The organism is Agromyces intestinalis (assembly GCF_008365295.1).
GTDB lineage: Bacteria > Actinomycetota > Actinomycetes > Actinomycetales > Microbacteriaceae > Agromyces > Agromyces intestinalis.
In genome coordinates, this window is sequence record NZ_CP043505.1 from 3,001,332 (window position 1) to 3,019,166 (window position 17,835).

General features: G+C 66.9%; 11 protein-coding genes and 2 rRNA genes. 5 read left to right on the forward strand and 8 right to left on the reverse strand.

Going from position 1 to position 17,835, the window contains the following annotated elements; translation table 11 throughout:
- From FLP10_RS13665 to FLP10_RS13690, 7 genes are all read right to left on the reverse strand, one after another.
- A complete protein-coding gene (locus tag FLP10_RS13665) occupies positions 1-495 on the reverse strand; it encodes a cation:proton antiporter regulatory subunit (RefSeq protein ID WP_149161371.1) in 495 nt (164 codons plus the stop codon).
- Positions 496-550: 55 nt separating this feature from the next.
- Positions 551-1,450 (reverse strand): alanyl-tRNA editing protein, encoded by a 900-nt coding sequence (locus FLP10_RS13670; RefSeq protein ID WP_149161372.1) that lies wholly within the window; start codon positions 1,448-1,450, stop codon positions 551-553.
- Complete coding sequence (locus FLP10_RS17500; protein ID WP_168209201.1) at positions 1,447-1,623, reverse strand: hypothetical protein; 177 nt, start codon at positions 1,621-1,623, stop codon at positions 1,447-1,449. Before FLP10_RS17500 ends, FLP10_RS13670 begins: the two co-directional genes overlap by 4 nt.
- Before the next feature lie 67 nt (positions 1,624-1,690).
- Complete coding sequence (locus FLP10_RS13675) at positions 1,691-2,848, reverse strand: acyl-CoA dehydrogenase family protein (protein ID WP_149161373.1); 1,158 nt, start codon at positions 2,846-2,848, stop codon at positions 1,691-1,693.
- A 27-nt stretch (positions 2,849-2,875) separates the two neighbouring features.
- Positions 2,876-3,823 carry a DUF4349 domain-containing protein gene (locus FLP10_RS13680; protein ID WP_149161374.1) on the reverse strand — a complete coding sequence of 316 codons (948 nt, stop codon included), beginning with the start codon at positions 3,821-3,823 and terminating at the stop codon, positions 2,876-2,878.
- Between the two features lie 267 nt (positions 3,824-4,090).
- Positions 4,091-4,933 carry an aldo/keto reductase gene (locus FLP10_RS13685; protein ID WP_246150028.1) on the reverse strand — a complete coding sequence of 281 codons (843 nt, stop codon included), beginning with the start codon at positions 4,931-4,933 and terminating at the stop codon, positions 4,091-4,093.
- Positions 4,934-4,960: 27 nt separating this feature from the next.
- Positions 4,961-6,169: an MFS transporter gene (locus FLP10_RS13690; RefSeq protein WP_149161375.1), complete on the reverse strand. Its 1,209-nt coding sequence runs from the start codon at positions 6,167-6,169 to the stop codon at positions 4,961-4,963.
- Positions 6,170-6,241: 72 nt separating this feature from the next.
- Here FLP10_RS13690 and FLP10_RS13695 point away from each other — a divergent pair, with 72 nt between their 5' ends.
- Both FLP10_RS13695 and FLP10_RS13700 read left to right on the forward strand, forming a co-directional pair.
- Positions 6,242-6,607, forward strand: a complete 366-nt coding sequence (locus tag FLP10_RS13695) for an ArsR/SmtB family transcription factor (RefSeq protein ID WP_149161376.1) — start codon at positions 6,242-6,244, stop codon at positions 6,605-6,607.
- Complete coding sequence (locus FLP10_RS13700; RefSeq protein ID WP_149161377.1) at positions 6,604-7,104, forward strand: SRPBCC domain-containing protein; 501 nt, start codon at positions 6,604-6,606, stop codon at positions 7,102-7,104. Before FLP10_RS13695 ends, FLP10_RS13700 begins: the two co-directional genes overlap by 4 nt.
- Here FLP10_RS13700 and hrpA read toward each other — a convergent pair.
- Positions 7,094-11,116: an ATP-dependent RNA helicase HrpA gene (hrpA, locus tag FLP10_RS13705; protein WP_281286428.1), complete on the reverse strand. Its 4,023-nt coding sequence runs from the start codon at positions 11,114-11,116 to the stop codon at positions 7,094-7,096. The two genes, FLP10_RS13700 and hrpA, sit on opposite strands and share 11 nt — an antisense overlap.
- A gap of 47 nt (positions 11,117-11,163) precedes the next feature.
- On the opposite strand from hrpA, the gene FLP10_RS13710 reads away from it, so the two are divergent.
- The 3 genes from FLP10_RS13710 to FLP10_RS13720 all read left to right on the forward strand — a co-directional run bounded on the left by FLP10_RS13710 (position 11,164) and on the right by FLP10_RS13720 (position 17,739).
- Positions 11,164-12,003 carry an aldo/keto reductase gene (locus tag FLP10_RS13710; RefSeq protein ID WP_149161379.1) on the forward strand — a complete coding sequence of 280 codons (840 nt, stop codon included), beginning with the start codon at positions 11,164-11,166 and terminating at the stop codon, positions 12,001-12,003.
- 639 nt (positions 12,004-12,642) lie between these two features.
- Positions 12,643-14,171 (forward strand): 16S ribosomal RNA (locus FLP10_RS13715).
- Between the two features lie 456 nt (positions 14,172-14,627).
- Positions 14,628-17,739 (forward strand): 23S ribosomal RNA (locus FLP10_RS13720).
- The 16S and 23S rRNA genes sit together here, the layout of an rRNA operon.
- Positions 17,740-17,835 lie beyond the last annotated feature (96 nt).

The window sequence follows — 17,835 nt, forward strand, 5'->3', positions numbered from 1 at the left end:
TCAGCCGGGACCGTTGGCGAGCAGACGCGAGACGCCGTCGAGACCCTCACGCGTGCCGACCGCGACGATCACGTCACCGGGCCGCAACGGCTCGGTCGGCGTGGGCGACGGGATCACCGCGCCGTCGCGCACGATCGCCACGATCGAGGCGTGCGTGCGGGTGCGCGCCTTCGTGTCGCCGAGGGTGCGGTTCAGGTACGGGGAGTCGGTGGGCAACGCGATCTGCTCGGTGTAGAGCCCGGCCGTCTCGTCGGACAGGCTCGTCAGGCGGCTGAGCATCACCGAGGCGCCGAGCACGTCGGCGAGCGCCGCCGCCTCGTCGTCGTTCAGCGGAATGCTGTCGCGACAGGCGTCGGGGTCGTCGGCGTCGAACACGCCGAGGTCGCGCTCACCATCGCGGTGCGAGACGACGCTGATGCGTCGACCGCCCACGGTCACGAGGTCGTGACGCACGCCGATTCCCGGCAGGTCGACCTTCTCGATGCGAATTCCCACGGCGGCAATAGTAACCCCGTGAGCGGGTGGCGGCGGCACGGCGGCCGCATCGTCTTCAGCGGCGCGTCGCGCGGGTGCGCAGTTCGAGCACGGGTGTGCCCTCGTCGTCGACGAGGGCGAACTCGGGCGCGATGGACGCGAACTCGGCGAGGGATGCCACATGCGTGCCCCCGCACGGGATGCGCGCCGTGCCGTCGGGCAGCTCGCACACCCATTCGCGCAGGTCGGTGAGGCCATCGCCCGAGCGTTCGATGCGAACGGATGCTCCGCTCGAGATCCAGTCCGCGAGTTGCGCGGTCATGGCGGTGGCCGCGTCGTCGAGCACCCCGGGCAGCTCGGCGATCGCGACGCCCTTGCGTCGCAGCGAGGAGTTGAGCCGGTACCGGTCGAGCGACCCGTTCGGCACGATGGTCGACGACTGGATCGCAGCCTGGTCGAAATCGGGGGCGCCGAGCGCGTCGGTGCGCCACTGCTTCGACCAGAGGCCGCCGAATGCGCGATTGAGGGCGAGCGACACGACGTGGCAGGCGGTGTGCCCGGCGGACAACTCGGCGCGAAGCGCGGCATCCGCCTCGATCTCGACCTCGTCGCCCTCGGCGACCTGCGCGTCGGCGGCGACCAGGTGCGCGACGATGAACGCCCAGCCCTCGGTGCCGCGGCGCACCGGCACGTCGGCGCCGAGGTGCAGCACCTCGCCGTCGGTCGCGCCGACCACCGCATCGAGCACCTCGATCTCGGCAGAATCGGGCGCGCCCGAGCCCGCGTCGCCGACCCTCAGCACCGCCCGGTCGGCGGGTTGGTCGGGCCACGAGGCGTCGACCGGGTGGCAGCTCGTCGCGGCGGTGATGACGGCGAGCCGTCCGTCGGCCGTCGGCTCGACGTGCAGCACGCGCGAGCGGGCGACGAGGTCGCCGGCGGGGTAGGTGACGATCGTGTCGGCGACGGGGAGCGTCACCGTCCGCCGCCGCGGCCGAGCAGCGTGGTCGGGATCGCGAGCGCGGTCGCCACGCAGAGGATCCCTGCGAAGAACACCAGCGCCTCGAACCCGGGAACCAGCTCGGCGACGCCGAACAGCCACAGGCCGAATACGAAGATCGCCATGGCGATCAGGAACAGCACGCCGTTCATCTGCACTCCCTCGGTCAGCGGCGCGGCACGGCCGCGCGGTCAGTCTATCGAGGGCGCGCCGGTCGGCTCAGCTCGCCACCGGCCCCAGCCACGCGTTGGCGATGGTCGAATGCGCCGACTCGTCGTCGGAGGGGTGGAAGACCCCGGCGAGCACGTCGCGGTACAGCCGCCCGAGTTCCGAGCCGGCGAAATAGGATGACCCGCCGGCGACCCGCACCGCCTGGTCGACGACGTGCTTGGCGGTCTCGGTGGCCCGCACCTTCGCGCCGGACAACTTCGCGAACCAGAACGCGCCGTGGTCGACAACGCCGTCGACGTCGCGCGCGAGCGACACCAGCTGCGGCTCGATCGCGTCGTGCGCGAGGGCCGCGTCGGCGATGCGCCACCGGATGTCGGGGTCGTCCGCGAGCGGGCGCCCCTCGTTCTTCATCGAGGTGCGGCGCCGGGCCGCTGCCACCGCGAGCTCGAGCGCGCGGGCGCCGATGCCCGTGTAGACGGCGCCGAGCAGCAGTTCGAAGCACGCGAAGATGCCGAAGATGAGCGGGTCGGCGTTGGGGCCGGGCTCGAGTCGGCGCACGATCCGGTCGGGTGCCGCGTACGCGCCGTCGAGCACGGTCGTGCGGCTCTGGCTCGCACGCATGCCGAGCGTGTCCCAGTCGTCGAGGATCCGCACGTCGGGGTCGTCGCGGTCGATGAACCCGTAGACGATCTTGGGCGCGTCGTCCGAGGTCGTGTCGAGGCCCATCGTGCCGAGGCGGGTCCACGCGGGAGAGAGCGATGTGAAGATCTTGCGACCCGTGTACCGGTACCCGCCGTCGGGCTGCGGATCGGCGACGGTGCGCGAGCCGAACAGCATGAGGTCGTTGCCGGCCTCGGAGATGCCGAACCCGAACACTTCGCCCTCGCCGGCCTCGCGCTGCAGGAACTCGAGCGTGTCGTCGCCGCGGTCGCGCAGCACCTTCGCCACGCCCGTCCAGACGAGGTGCATGTTCACGGCGAGCGCGGTCGCCGGCGCCGCGCCCGCGAGCCGGATCTGCGCGCGCACCGCATCGTCGAGACCCCACCCGAGACCGCCGAACTCTTCGGGCACGAGCGAGCGCAGGTACCCGGCCTGCTGCAGTTCGCGCAGGTCGTCGTCGAAGAACGCGTTGCGGGCATCGTAGTCGGCGGCGCGGTCGCGGATCCGGTCGAGCAGGTCGTCGGTGAGCAGCGTTTCCGGGGTCACGCCGTCAGCCTACGCCGGGCGGGGCGGTCAGCGATCGGATGCTTCGTCGGTCGCCCGCGGCTCAGGTGCCGCCGAGGCATCCGATCGACGACGACGCGACCGTGTCACCGCGAGCACGATGCCGAGCACGATCGCCCCGAGCACCGCGAGCGACACGAGCCACGGCAGCAGCGCGCCGATCACCACCAGCAGCCCCGACCCGAACGCGACGAGTGCCGCCCAGCCGGCCTGCAGGCCGTCCCAGAACGTCGCGGGCTGCGGTGTCGGCGCGACGCGTTCGGTGATCAGCTCGACCGAGAGCGTCGAGAAGTCCACCTGGTCGACGAGCGCGTCGCGCTGCGCGGTGAGGCCGTCGAGCTCGGCCTGGCGCACGGTCAGCTCGGATTCGATCTCGATGAGGTCGGCGGTCGTCTCGGCCTGGCCGATGAGGGCTTCGAGCCGGTCGACCGAGGCGCTGAGCGCGTCGATGCGCGCGTCGAGGTCTTCGCGCTGCTGCGTGACGTCGTTCGCGTCGATCGAGACCGAGTTGACCGTGCCGAGCTCGCGCAGGTCGTCGACGGCGGCGTCGAGCCGGTCGACGGGGATGCGCAGCGTCAGTTGCGCCCGCGCGTCCGACGTGTCGGTGCCGGGCGTCTCGCTGCGGTGGTCGACCCGGCCGCCCGCGTCGGTCGCGATGTCGGCCGCCTCGTCGGCGGCCGCGATCGGGTCGTCGGCGGTGATCGAGATCCAGCCGGTCTTGATCACGCTGCGATCGGCGTCGGATGCCTCGATCGCCGCCGACTCGTCGGCGGCGCCACCGGCGTCGACTGCCGGGCCCTCGGGCATCGGCTGCATCGGGATGCCGGCCTCGGAATCCGGCGACGAGGTCATGGAGCCGCCTGCCGAGCATCCCACCAGGAGCAGGGCCGAGAGCGCGGCGACCCCCGCCGCCGGGGCGAGCCGTCGGGCCCACGAACGCGTCGCTGCAGATGTCATGGCCACAGGCTATTGGCGGGTCTGATCCGGGTGAAGACGCGCCGGGCGACGGTCCGGTCACGGTTCGATTCCGCTTCGGACACGATCGCCGGCCATCCCCAACCATCGCCCATCCCCGTACGTCCCCCACGATGCTTTGTTCAGGAACGTCGGCCGAAATCGCACCGTTCTCAGGAGAACACGCCGTGCTCGTCGCCGTTCCGACCCGTTACGCCTGAAAAGCGCGCAGGGGCGCCGGCACGCCGGCGGGGCGGGGGAGCGGGGTGTTCAGTCGAGGTCGGGGTCGCGGCCGGTGCGGTGGCCGGTCTCGAGCGCGGCGATCGCGCCGAGGTCGTCGGCGTCGAGCGCGAACCCGAACACGTCGAGGTTCTCTCGGATGCGCTCGGGGCTCGACGCCTTCGGGATCACGACGTTGCCGAGCTGCACGTGCCAGCGCAGCACGATCTGCGCGGGCGTGCGCCCGTGCTTCGCGGCGAGCCGGTCGAGGGTCGGGTCGCCGAGGACGCGACCGCGGGCGAGCGGCGACCAGGCCTCGGTCAGGATGCCCCGTTCGGTGTCGAACGTGCGCACCGCGTGCTGCGGCAGCCAGGGGTGCAGCTCGACCTGGTCGATCACGGGCGCCACGCCGGTCTCGTCGACGAGCCGTTCGATGTGGTGCGGGTGGAAGTTCGACACCCCGATCGACCGCACCCGGCCCTCGTCGCGCAGCCGGATGAGCGCCCGCCACGTGTCGACGTACCGATCCTGCGACGGCACCGGCCAGTGGATGAGGTACAGGTCGAGCACGTCGAGGCCGAGCCGGCCCATGGACGCGTCGAACGCGCGCAGCGTCTCGTCGAAGCCGTGGTCGTCGTTCCACACCTTCGTCGTGACGAACAGCTCGTCGCGCGGCACGGGCGCGCGACGCACGGCACGGCCGACGCCTTCCTCGTTGCCGTACAGCGTCGCCGTGTCGAGGTGCCGGTAGCCCGCTGCGACGGCCGCGAGCGCGAGCCGCTCGGCGTCGTCGGCGGGCACCTTGTACAGCCCGTACCCGAGCTGCGGGATGCGATGGCCGTCGTGCATGCTCACGAGCGGCGCGAGGGGCAGGGGATCGCTGGTCTGAGACATCCGTATCGTCCTGTTCAGCTCGTCGGATCAGCTGGGCGTCAGCGGCACCGGCTCGGTGTCGGGGATCGGGGACGCGTCGCGGCCGCGCAGGTCGGGATGCCACCGGCGCCCGATGACGCCCGCCAGCGTCGCGAGTCCGGCGAGCACCGCCGCCGCCCAGAACGCCCCGACCGCGGTGTATCCATCGATGAGGAAGCCCGCGAGCGCAGACCCGAGGGCCGCACCGATGAGTTGCCCGGTGCCGACCCAGCCGTACGCCTCGGCGGTATCCGAGAACTTCACGCTGGCCGACACGATCGCGAACAGCACCGCGAGCGCGGGCGCGATGCCGATGCCGGCGATGAGCAGGGTGACCGACAGCCACGGCAGGTTCATGCCGAACGCCGCGAGCGACATGCCGACGAACACGATGAGCATGCGCCGCGCGGTGGCCCAGGGGCCGATCTGCACGTGGCCGAGCAGCAGACCGCCGGCGAGGCTGCCGATGGAGAAGATCGCGAGCACGATGCCGGCCTCGGCGCCGTCGTGGCCGAACACCGCGACCACGCCGGCCTCGACGGCGGCGCACGCGCCGATCATCAGGAACCCGACGACGGTCGCGAGCAGCACCGCGGGCCGGGCGAGCACCGCGCCCAGCCGGCGTTTCGAGCGGGGGATGCGCACCCGCCCGAGCTCGGGCGACGAGATGAACCAGATGCCGCCGACGACCATCATCACGGCCGCGAGCAGGATGCCCCAGATGGTGCCGATCTGCGTCGACACGAAGGTCGTGACGACGGGGCCGACGACCCAGATGATCTCCTGCGCCGATGCGTCGAGCGAGAACAGCGGGGTGAGCTGGCGCGAGTTCACCATCTTCGGGTAGATCGTGCGCACCGCCGACTGCACGGGCGGGGTCGCGAGGCCCCCGATGAGCCCGATGATCATGTACGCCGCCAGGTTCGGCGGGATGACGCCGATCGCGACGACCGAGGCCGCGCAGATCACGAGCGTGGTGATGAGCACGGGCCGCATGCCGAGGCGCCCCATCAGCCGGCTCGTGAGCGGGCCGGCGACGGCTTGCCCGATCGAGGTCGCGGCGAGCACGAGCCCGGCCGCGCCGTACGAGTCCATCTGTCGTTCGACGTGCAGCAGGAACGCGAGCGAGAGCATCCCCGAGGGGAACCGTGCCGTGAGCTGTGCGGCGATGATGCGCGCGACGCCCGGCACCCTCAGCAGCTCGCCGTACCCTCCCACGATCGTCGAGTCTATCGGGCGGCCAAGATATCAGTCCTGACAAATATAAGCATGAACAGATACGATTGGGCCGTGCACGCACTCGACGTCCTCGGCGACCCGGTCCGCCGACGCATCCTCGAATTGCTCGCCGACGGCGAGCGTCCCGCCGGCGACGTGGTCGACGCCATCCGCGCCGAGTTCGGCATCACGCAGCCTGCGGTCTCTCGGCACCTGCGCATCCTCCGCGAACAGGGCTTCGCGAACGCGAGGCCGGCCGGTGCGCGTCGTCTGTACGCACTCGATCACGACGGCGTCGATCGCGCGGCCGCCGCCGTCGAGCGGTACCGCATCCAGTGGAGCCGCACGCTCGACGCGCTGCACACCGAGGTCGTACGCGGCGCGCGCGACCGCAGACGAGCGACCACGACGTCGCACCCCGGGAAGGAACGACCATGACTCCCGACGACTGCCTCATCGAACGCACCGGCGACACCTGGCGACTGCAGCTCGAAGAGCGCTACGCCACCGACGTCGACGAGCTCTGGCAGGCGATCACCGACCCGGGTCGGCTGGCCCGGTTCATGGCGACGTACCGCGGCGAGTTCCGCGTGGGCGGCACGTGGGAGGCGATCGGCAGCAGCGGCGACGTCTACTGCGTCGGCGTCGTGCAGGTGTGCGATCCGCCGCGCGGCTTCACGACGACCTGGCAGGTCCGCGGCGAGCACGAGACCCGGCTCGAGGTCCGGCTCGTGCCCGATGGCGGCGGCACCCGGCTCGTGCTGCGCCACGACGGGATCAGCGACACCGAGTACGGGCCCGGGTGGCACGTCTACCTCGAGGCGCTGGGCCGATACCTCGACGACCCGATCGCGCACGCCGAGCGCGACGACGCCTGGTGGGACGCCCGCTTCGCCGAGATCGCGCCCGCCTACGAGCCGCGGTTCACGAGCTGAGCGCCTTGCGGATCCGCTGGATCGATACCGCCTCCGCGGTGCGCAGTTCCTGCGCGAACAGCGAGACGCGCAGCTCTTCGAGCATCCATCTCGCGCGCACGAGGCGCGGGTCGGCGTCGGGGTCGATGGGGATTCGGCCGCCGGCGTCGGCGAACGCCTTCGTCGCCTCCTCGACCTCGGTCAACGATCGCCGGTCACGACCGGGGTCGCCCTGGAGCTTGCGCACGCGCAGGATGATCGCCTCGAGGTAGCGGGGCAGGTGGCGAAGCCGCTCGAGCCCCGTCGCCGAGATGAATCCGACGGGAACGAGCGATTCGAGTTGACTGCGCGCGTCGGCGAGCGGCGACATGAGGGTGAGGCTCGCGGCCTTCGAGATCGCTTTGTCGGCCTCGCGGGCGAGCTTCAGGATGCGCGCCGCGAGCGCCGCGGTCTCGAACATGCGGTCCATGACGACCGCCGCGACGGCATCGCGCACGGCGTCGAACTCCGCGCGGGTGCGCAGCAGCCCGTCGGGGTGCCGGGCGCGCAGCTCGGCGTCCACGACCGCGAGCAGGGCGTCGTCGAGCAGTGCCCGCGGCCCGGCGTACGCGCTCGCCGCGAGGGCGAGCTTCTCCTCGTTCGAGAGGTGCTCCTGCACGTAGGCGACCGGCGAGGGCGTCGCGAGCACGAGCAGCCGGCGGATGCCGCGTCGCGATGCGCGGTCGCGCTCCTCCGCGGTCGGCAGCAGCCGCAGCGACACGGATGCCCCGTCGTCGACGACGGCCGGATACGCGCGCACCACGTTGCCGCCGCGCCGGGTGTCGACGTGCGCCGGCAGCGCGTCCCACTCCCACGCGGTGCGACCGGTCGCCTCGGTGAACCCGCCGGTGTCGTCGGGCAGGTCGGATGCCACGGGCCCGCGCCGCCCGCCGTCGCGGCGCGCCGCCGCGGCATCCGACCTGCCGAAGGTCGCGGCGACCGCCTTGCCCGCGCGATCCGCGAGCCGAGCCTGGAGCGCGGCGAGGTCCTTGTCGCTGCCGGCCGTGCGGCCGCGATCGTCGACCGCGCGGAACGTCACCCGCAGGTGCGGCGGCACCCGGTCGAGGTCGAAGTCCGACGGATCGACCGGAGCGAACGTGAGCGCGCGGATCGTCTTCGCGACCACGTCGGCGAACGGCTCGCGCGCCTCGCCGCCCTCGGGCCCCGCTGGCAGCTCGGCTGAGATCTTCGCGGCCCACTCGGCGGCCGGAACCACCTGGCGGCGCAGCACTTTCGGCAGGGTTCGCAGCATCGCGGTGACGAGTTCGTCGCGCAGGCCCGGCACCTGCCAGTCGAACCCGGTCGCGTCCAGGCGCGGCAGCAGCACGAGCGGCACGATCACGGTCACGCCGTCGTCGTCGGCGCCGGGTTCGAACCGGTAGGCGAGTCGCAGCGTCTGGTCGCCCTGCCTCCACCGGTCGGGGAATCCGTCGTCGCGGGTCTCGGGCACCTCGCCGAGCAGGTCGGCGGCGGTCATGGTGAGCAGGTCGGGCTGTCGGCGCTGCTCGCCGCGCCACCAGCGCTCGAACGCGCGCGTGTCGGTGACGTCGGCCGGGACGCGGGCTTCGTAGAAGGCGACGACCGCTTCGTCACCGACCAGGATGTCGCGCCGCCGCGTCCGCTCCTCGAGCTCGCCGAGCTCACGGCGAAGGTCGCGGTTGCGGCGCACGAACGCGAACACGCGCCGGTCGAGCGTGCTCCAGTCCCAGTCCTCTTCGACGAGCGCGTGGCGGATGAACAGATCGCGCGCGAGCGCCGCGTCGACCCGGGCGAGCTGGATGCGCCGCTTCGGCACGATCGGCACGCCGAACAGCACGACCTTCTCGTCGGCGACGGCGGCGCCCTGCTTGCGCTCCCAGCGCGGCGAGCTGAACGAGCGTTTGGCGAGCGGGCCGGCGAGCGGCTCCGCCCAGGCGGGGTCGATCGCGGCGTTCATCCGCGCGAAGAGGCGGCTGGTCTCCACGAGCTCGGCGCTCATGAGCGCCTGCGGCGGCTTCTTCGCGAGCGCAGAACCCGGGAAGACCGCGAACCGGGTACCCCGCGCGCCCAGGAACTCGGCGATCTGCCGGCGGCCCTTGCGCTCGGCCTCGCGGGCCTGCCCGGCCCCGCCGCGGCCCGAGGAGGTGCGCGCGTCGTCGCGGATGCCGAGCTGCGACAGCAGCCCCGCGAGCAGCGCTCGGTGGATGCCGTCGGGGTTCGGCGCGACCCCGCCCGCCGAGCCCGTCGAAGCGGCCACGTGCAGCCCGAGCGGCTTCGCGAGTCGCACGAGCTGGCGGTACAGGTCCTGCCACTCGCGCACCCGCAGGTAGTTCAGATACTCGGCCTTGCAGAGCCGGCGGAACGCGCTGCCCGAGAGCTCGCGCTGGCGTTCCTCGAGGTGGTTCCAGAGGTTCAGCAGGGTGAGGAAGTCGCTGGTCGGGTCGACGAACCGGGCATGTGCGGCGGTCGCCTGCTCGCGCTGCTCGAGCGGTCGCTCGCGCGGGTCCTGGATGGTGAGCCCGGCGACGATCGCGAGCACCTCGCGGCTCACGCCCTGCGCCTTCGACTCGAGCACCATGCGCCCGAAGCGAGGCTCGATCGGCAGTCGTGCGAGCTGGCGCCCGATCCGGGTCAGGCGCGGCCCCTCCCGCTCGATCCCGCCATCGTCGATCGCCCCCAGCTCTCGCAGCAGTTCGACGCCGTCGCGCACGCCGCGCGCGTCGGGCGGCGTGAGGAACGGGAACTCCTCGACCGCGCCGAGCCCGAGCGAGGCCATCTGCAGGATGACCGCGGCGAGGTTCGTCCGCAGGATTTCGGGGTCGGTGTACTCGGGCCGCCGGTCGTAGTCGTCCTCGGAGTACAGCCGGATCGCGATGCCGTCGCTCGTGCGCCCCGACCGCCCCGACCGCTGGTTCGCCGACGCCTGCGAGATCGGCTCGATGGGCAGGCGCTGCACCTTCGAGCGGGTCGAGTAGCGGCTGATGCGCGCGGTGCCGGCGTCGATCACGTACCGGATGCCGGGAACGGTCAGGCTCGTCTCCGCCACGTTGGTCGCCAGCACGACCCGCCGTCGCACCCCCGGCACCTTCGACGGCTCGAACACGCGGTGCTGGTCTGCCGAGCTCAGCCGGCCGTAGAGCGGCAGCACCTCGGTGAGCCCGGCCGCGCCGCGCCGGGTCGTGTGAGCGCGCACCGCCTGCTCGGCGTCGCGGATCTCGCCCTCGCCGCTCAGGAACACGAGGACGTCGCCCGGCGCCTCGCGGTCGAGTTCGTCGAGTGCGTCGAGGATTCCCCGCTGCACATCGCGGTCCTCCGCGGCCGCTCCCTCATCGTCGTCCGAGGCATCCGATGCACCTGCATCCGCGACCAACGGCCGGTACCGCACCTCGACCGGATACGTGCGCCCCGACACCTCGATCACGGGAGCCGGTCGCTCCGATGCATCCGCGAAATGCCTCGCGAAGCTCTCGGGGTCGATGGTCGCGCTCGTGACGATCACCTTGAGGTCGGGCCGCCGCGGCAGCAGCCGCTTCAGGTACCCGAGCAGGAAGTCGATGTTCAGGCTGCGCTCGTGCGCCTCGTCGATGATGATCGTGTCGTACCGGCGAAGCTCGCGATCGCGATGGATCTCGTTCAGCAGGATCCCGTCGGTCATCACCTTGATGACGGTCGACTCGCTCACTCGGTCGGTGAACCGCACCTGGTAGCCGACGAGACCGCCGACCTCGTCGCCGAGCTCCTCGGCCACCCGCTCGGCGATGGTACGAGCGGCGATGCGGCGGGGCTGGGTGTGCGCGATCGAGGTGCGCCCGAGCTCGAGGCAGATCTTCGGCAGCTGGGTGGTCTTGCCCGACCCGGTGGCGCCGGCGACGATGACCACCTGGTGGTCGCGGATGGCGCGCGCGATCTCCTCCCGCTGCGCTGAGACCGGCAGCTCGGGAGGGTAGGAGATCACGGGGATCGCGGCGGGCATAGCCCTCCATCGTACGGCGGCTGCAGTCGGGCGATCGCGCACCGCGAACGGGCTGTCGGATGCCGCGACCCGCGTGATGGGATGAGCAGATGACCGAATCCACCGTTCCCCGCGTACAGCTCAACGACGGCCACTCCATTCCCCAGCTCGGGTTCGGGGTGTTCAAGGTCGACCCCGACGAGACCCGGCGCATCGTGACCGACGCCCTCGAGGTCGGCTACCGCCATCTCGACACGGCGCGCATCTACGGCAACGAGGAGGGGGTGGGGCGTGCGATCGCCGAGTCCGGCATCCCCCGCGAAGAGCTCTACGTCACGACGAAGCTCTGGAACGACGATCAGGGCGACTACGACTCGGTCGCCGGCGCCTTCGATCGCAGCCTCGAACGGCTGGGCCTCGAGTACGTCGACCTGTACCTGATCCACTGGCCGAGCCCGACGCGCGACCGCTACGTCGAAACCTGGAAGGCGTTCGAGCGTCTGCGCGAGACCGGCCGCGTGCGCTCGATCGGGGTGTCGAACTTCCTGCCGCACCACCTCGAGCGCCTGCTCGCCGAGACCGACGTGGTGCCGGCGGTCGACCAGATCGAGCTGCACCCGTACCACCAGCAGCCCGACACGGCCGCGTTCGCTGCGGAGCACGGCATCGCGATCGAGGCGTGGGGCCCGCTCGGCCAGGGCAAGTACCCGCTGCTCGAGCTGCCCGAGATCACCGCGGCCGCTGCCGCGCACGGCAAGACGCCGGCCCAGGTCGTGATCCGGTGGCACCTGCAGCGCGGGCACATCCTGTTCCCGAAGTCGAACCGGCGCGCGCGGATGGCCGAGAACTTCGACGTGTTCGATTTCGCGCTCGACGAGGCTGAGATGGCGGCCATCACCGGGCTCGAGCGCGAGGGTCGCGTGAGCGCGCACCCCGACGAGGTCGATTGACGCTCGGGATCGGCTGCGCGAGCGTGGGGAGGCGGGGTATCCGATCGGATGCCCCGCCTTCCGCGTGTTTCCGGGGATCTCGAGCCGGCCGCGCGGGCTGCGGCACCCGCGACACGCCCGGGATGCACGCCCGATTTGGCCGGATGCCGCACCGCCGCGTAACTTATTCCATGTCGCCGCGGCGAGCGAGAGAGCGAAAAGCTCCTGGCAAGCAAGCGAGCGAAGATCTTAGCCAAATAACCTCGAAGGCGCAGCATTGCGACTCGGTGATTTCAAGCCTAAGATTGAACCTCCACTCCGATCCCGAATCCGGTTCTGATACCGGCTGGTTCCGACCAGGTCGGGAGGCTGTGAAACAGCCGCGAGGAACGGGACTTCGGTTCCAGGGTCTCGCTCCGAGGTGGTATGGTTGACAGGTTGCCCTGGGGGCAGGCCGAGAGGCTGAAACCCCGGTGCGTCCGTTTCTTGAGAACTCAACAGCGTGCACTATGTTCAATGCCAATTTTTGAACCCTGTCCTGCCTCTTTTTTGGGGTGGGTGGGATTCCTTTGATTGATGGACAATTTGGCGAGAGTCAGTTGTTTCTCTGTCAGTGATTGAATTTCCTGGCTGCTCTTTTGGGGTGGTTGGGGCCAAGTTTTTTTGGAGAGTTTGATCCTGGCTCAGGACGAACGCTGGCGGCGTGCTTAACACATGCAAGTCGAACGATGAAGCCTCACTTGTGGGGTGGATTAGTGGCGAACGGGTGAGTAACACGTGAGTAACCTGCCCTGGACTCTGGGATAACCCCGAGAAATCGGAGCTAATACCGGATATGACCTTGTACCGCATGGTGTGGGGTGGAAAGTTTTTTCGGTCTGGGATGGACTCGCGGCCTATCAGCTTGTTGGTGAGGTAATGGCTCACCAAGGCGTCGACGGGTAGCCGGCCTGAGAGGGTGACCGGCCACACTGGGACTGAGACACGGCCCAGACTCCTACGGGAGGCAGCAGTGGGGAATATTGCACAATGGGCGCAAGCCTGATGCAGCAACGCCGCGTGAGGGATGACGGCCTTCGGGTTGTAAACCTCTTTTAGTAAGGAAGAAGGGGAGCTTGCTCCTTGACGGTACTTGCAGAAAAAGGACCGGCTAACTACGTGCCAGCAGCCGCGGTAATACGTAGGGTCCGAGCGTTGTCCGGAATTATTGGGCGTAAAGAGCTCGTAGGCGGTTTGTCGCGTCTGCTGTGAAATCTCCAGGCTCAACCTGGAGCCTGCAGTGGGTACGGGCAGACTTGAGTGGTGTAGGGGAGACTGGAATTCCTGGTGTAGCGGTGGAATGCGCAGATATCAGGAGGAACACCGATGGCGAAGGCAGGTCTCTGGGCACTTACTGACGCTGAGGAGCGAAAGCGTGGGGAGCGAACAGGATTAGATACCCTGGTAGTCCACGCCGTAAACGTTGGGCGCTAGATGTGGGGACCTTTCCACGGTTTCCGTGTCGTAGCTAACGCATTAAGCGCCCCGCCTGGGGAGTACGGCCGCAAGGCTAAAACTCAAAGGAATTGACGGGGGCCCGCACAAGCGGCGGAGCATGCGGATTAATTCGATGCAACGCGAAGAACCTTACCAAGGCTTGACATGACCGAGAACGCGCCAGAAATGGTGAACTCTTTGGACACTCGGTTACAGGTGGTGCATGGTTGTCGTCAGCTCGTGTCGTGAGATGTTGGGTTAAGTCCCGCAACGAGCGCAACCCTCGTCGCATGTTGCCAGCACGTCATGGTGGGAACTCATGTGAGACTGCCGGGGTCAACTCGGAGGAAGGTGGGGATGACGTCAAATCATCATGCCCCTTATGTCTTGGGCTTCACGCATGCTACAATGGCCGGTACAAAGGGCTGCGATGTCGTAAGGCGGAGCGAATCCCAAAAAGCCGGTCTCAGTTCGGATTGAGGTCTGCAACTCGACCTCATGAAGTCGGAGTCGCTAGTAATCGCAGATCAGCAACGCTGCGGTGAATACGTTCCCGGGCCTTGTACACACCGCCCGTCAAGTCATGAAAGTCGGTAACACCCGAAGCCGGTGGCCCAACCTTTTGGAGGGAGCCGTCGAAGGTGGGATCGGTGATTAGGACTAAGTCGTAACAAGGTAGCCGTACCGGAAGGTGCGGCTGGATCACCTCCTTTCTAAGGAGCACTGGAGACTTTCGGGTCTTCCAGGAGGCCCATTGCAGGGCGAATGTTCCTGCTGGGTGCTCATGGGTGGAACATTGACATAGGCATCAGTCGCAAGCGTCTTGATCGAGTACGCCGGCCTTCGGGTTGGTTGGAATGGTTGGGGTGGGCGGGGTTGGTGCGTGCACGCTGTTGGGTCCTGAGGGACCGGGCGCGACCTTTCGGGGTTGGCGGGTTTCTTCAGGCCTTCATGAAGCATCACCGGTTGGTGGTGTGGGGTGGGGGTTCTGGCCGTCTGTTGAGAACTACATAGTGGACGCGAGCATCTTAGAAGCACCAACTTTTGTTGTTGTTTCGAATGTGTTCTGCAGCATCTTCTCTCGTTTGGGGGAGGGTGTTGTTGACGTATTCATTGGTCACCGCCGCGGCCTTTCGGGGTTGTGGTGGTTTCTTTGAACTCATGTGTGGTTTCAAGTTTCTAAGAGCGAACGGTGGATGCCTTGGCATCTGGAGCCGAAGAAGGACGTCGTAATCTGCGATAAGCCTCGGGGAGTTGATAAACGAGCTGTGATCCGAGGATTTCCGAATGGGGAAACCCCGCCAGGCCCTTTGGGTGACCTGGTGACTCCCGCCTGAATGTATAGGGCGGGTAGAGGGAACGTGGGGAAGTGAAACATCTCAGTACCCACAGGAAGAGAAAACAACCGTGATTCCGTGAGTAGTGGCGAGCGAAAGCGGAAGAGGCCAAACCGGTCATGTGTGATACCCGGCAGGGGTTGCATGGTCGGGGTTGTGGGACCTTTCGGGCTGTTCTGCCGGACAGCCACGGTGATTGTGCATGGTATAGGCGAACCGGATTGAAAGCCGGACCGGAGTGGGTGTGAGTCCCGTAGCCGAAATGTCGTGCCGCCCGGAGAGGTATCCCAAGTAGCACGGGGCCCGAGAAATCCCGTGTGAATCTGCCAGGACCACCTGGTAAGCCTAAATACTCCCAGATGACCGATAGCGGACAAGTACCGTGAGGGAAAGGTGAAAAGTACCCCGGGAGGGGAGTGAAATAGTACCTGAAACCGTTCGCTTACAATCCGTCGGAGCAGCCTTGTAGCTGTGACGGCGTGCCTTTTGAAGAATGAGCCTGCGAGTTAGTGATTTGTGGCGAGGTTAACCCGTGTGGGGTAGCCGTAGCGAAAGCGAGTCTGAATAGGGCGATTCAGTCGCAGGTCCTAGACCCGAAGCGAAGTGATCTATCCATGGCCAGGTTGAAGCGACGGTAAGACGTCGTGGAGGACCGAACCCACTTCAGTTGAAAATGGAGGGGATGAGCTGTGGATAGGGGTGAAAGGCCAATCAAACTTCGTGATAGCTGGTTCTCTCCGAAATGCATTTAGGTGCAGCGTTGCGTGTTTCTTGCCGGAGGTAGAGCTACTGGATGGCCGATGGGCCCCAACAGGTTACTGACGTCAGCCAAACTCCGAATGCCGGTAAGTGAGAGCGCAGCAGTGAGACGGTGGGGGATAAGCTTCATCGTCGAGAGGGAAACAACCCAGACCACCGACTAAGGCCCCTAAGCGTGTGCTAAGTGGGAAAGGATGTGGAGTTGCACAGACAACCAGGAGGTTGGCTTAGAAGCAGCCACCCTTGAAAGAGTGCGTAATAGCTCACTGGTCAAGTGATTCCGCGCCGACAATGTAACGGGGCTCAAGCACACCGCCGAAGTCGTGGGATTCGCATTATCGATAGGCCTTCGTGGTCCAGTCGTGCGGATCGGTAGGAGAGCGTCGTGTGCCGGGTGAAGCGGCGGAGTGATCCAGCCGTGGACGGCACACGAGTGAGAATGCAGGCATGAGTAGCGAAAGACGGGTGAGAAACCCGTCCTCCGGAAGACCAAGGGTTCCAGGGTCAAGCTAATCTTCCCTGGGTAAGTCGGGACCTAAGGCGAGGCCGACAGGCGTAGTCGATGGACAACGGGTTGATATTCCCGTACCGGCGAAGAACCGCCCACACCAATCCAGTAATGCTAACCATCCGAACCATCACACCGTTCCCTTCGGGGAGCATCGTGGTGGGGAGCGTGGGACCCGGTCTGGTGCGGTGAGCGTATTAACAGGTGTGACGCAGGAAGGTAGCCCAACCCGGGCGATGGTTGACCCGGGGCAAGCGTGTAGGCCGAACCGTAGGCAAATCCGCGGTTCATACAGGCTGAGACGCGATGCGGATGAAAAGTGGGTGATCCTATGCTGCCGAGAAAAGCATCGACGCGAGGTTCTAGCCGCCCGTACCCCAAACCGACTCAGGTGGTCAGGTAGAGAATACCGAGGAGATCGAGAGAATCGTGGTTAAGGAACTCGGCAAAATGCCCCCGTAACTTCGGGAGAAGGGGGGCCCGAAGCGTGAACCCACTTGCTGGGGGAAGCGTGGAGTGGCCGCAGAGACCAGTGGGAAGCGACTGTTTACTAAAAACACAGGTCCGTGCCAAGTCGCAAGACGATGTATACGGACTGACGCCTGCCCGGTGCTGGAAGGTTAAGAGGACCGGTTAGCCGCAAGGCGAAGCTGAGAATTTAAGCCCCAGTAAACGGCGGTGGTAACTATAACCATCCTAAGGTAGCGAAATTCCTTGTCGGGTAAGTTCCGACCTGCACGAATGGCGTAACGACTTCCCAGCTGTCTCAACCGCGAACTCGGCGAAATTGCACTACGAGTAAAGATGCTCGTTACGCGCAGCAGGACGGAAAGACCCCGTGACCTTTACTACAGCTTGGTATTGGTGTTCGGTGTGGCTTGTGTAGGATAGGTGGGAGACTTTGAAGCGGGCACGCCAGTGTTCGTGGAGTCGTTGTTGAAATACCACTCTGGTCACTCTGGATGTCTAACTTCGAACCGTGATCCGGTTCAGGGACAGTGCCTGGTGGGTAGTTTAACTGGGGCGGTTGCCTCCCAAAGAGTAACGGAGGCGCCCAAAGGTTCCCTCAACCTGGTTGGCAATCAGGTGGCGAGTGTAAGTGCACAAGGGAGCTTGACTGTGAGACTGACAGGTCGAGCAGGGACGAAAGTCGGGACTAGTGATCCGGCAGTGGCTTGTGGAAGCGCTGTCGCTCAACGGATAAAAGGTACCTCGGGGATAACAGGCTGATCTTGCCCAAGAGTCCATATCGACGGCATGGTTTGGCACCTCGATGTCGGCTCGTCGCATCCTGGGGCTGGAGTAGGTCCCAAGGGTTGGGCTGTTCGCCCATTAAAGCGGTACGCGAGCTGGGTTTAGAACGTCGTGAGACAGTTCGGTCCCTATCCGCTGCGCGCGTAGGAAATTTGAGAGGATCTGACCCTAGTACGAGAGGACCGGGTTGGACGAACCTCTGGTGTGCCAGTTGTTCCGCCAGGAGCACCGCTGGTTAGCTACGTTCGGGATGGATAACCGCTGAAAGCATCTAAGCGGGAAGCCGGCCTCGAGATGAGATTTCCATCCCCTTTCGAGGGGGAGAGGCTCCCAGTAGACGACTGGGTTGATAGGCCGGATGTGGAAGCAAGGACTAACGACTTGTGCAGCTGACCGGTACTAATATGCCAACAACTTGACAACCCCACATTCCAGTTCAAAGGAATTTCCTGGTTGCTCGCGTCCACTCTGTGGTTCCCTTCAGACGGAAACCCAACACACAACACAGAACACCGACAA

What these genes read in the sequence shown, in the direction of transcription:
- FLP10_RS13685 (WP_246150028.1), bottom strand. Translation starts at nt 4,933, where the DNA reads ATGTCTCAGACCAGCGATCCCCTGCCCCTCGCGCCGCTCGTGAGCATG.
- FLP10_RS13700 (WP_149161377.1), top strand. Translation starts at nt 6,604, where the DNA reads ATGACTCCCGACGACTGCCTCATCGAACGCACCGGCGACACCTGGCGA.
- FLP10_RS13710 (WP_149161379.1), top strand. Translation starts at nt 11,164, where the DNA reads ATGACCGAATCCACCGTTCCCCGCGTACAGCTCAACGACGGCCACTCC.
- FLP10_RS17500 (WP_168209201.1), bottom strand. Translation starts at nt 1,623, where the DNA reads ATGAACGGCGTGCTGTTCCTGATCGCCATGGCGATCTTCGTATTCGGC.
- FLP10_RS13680 (WP_149161374.1), bottom strand. Translation starts at nt 3,823, where the DNA reads ATGACATCTGCAGCGACGCGTTCGTGGGCCCGACGGCTCGCCCCGGCG.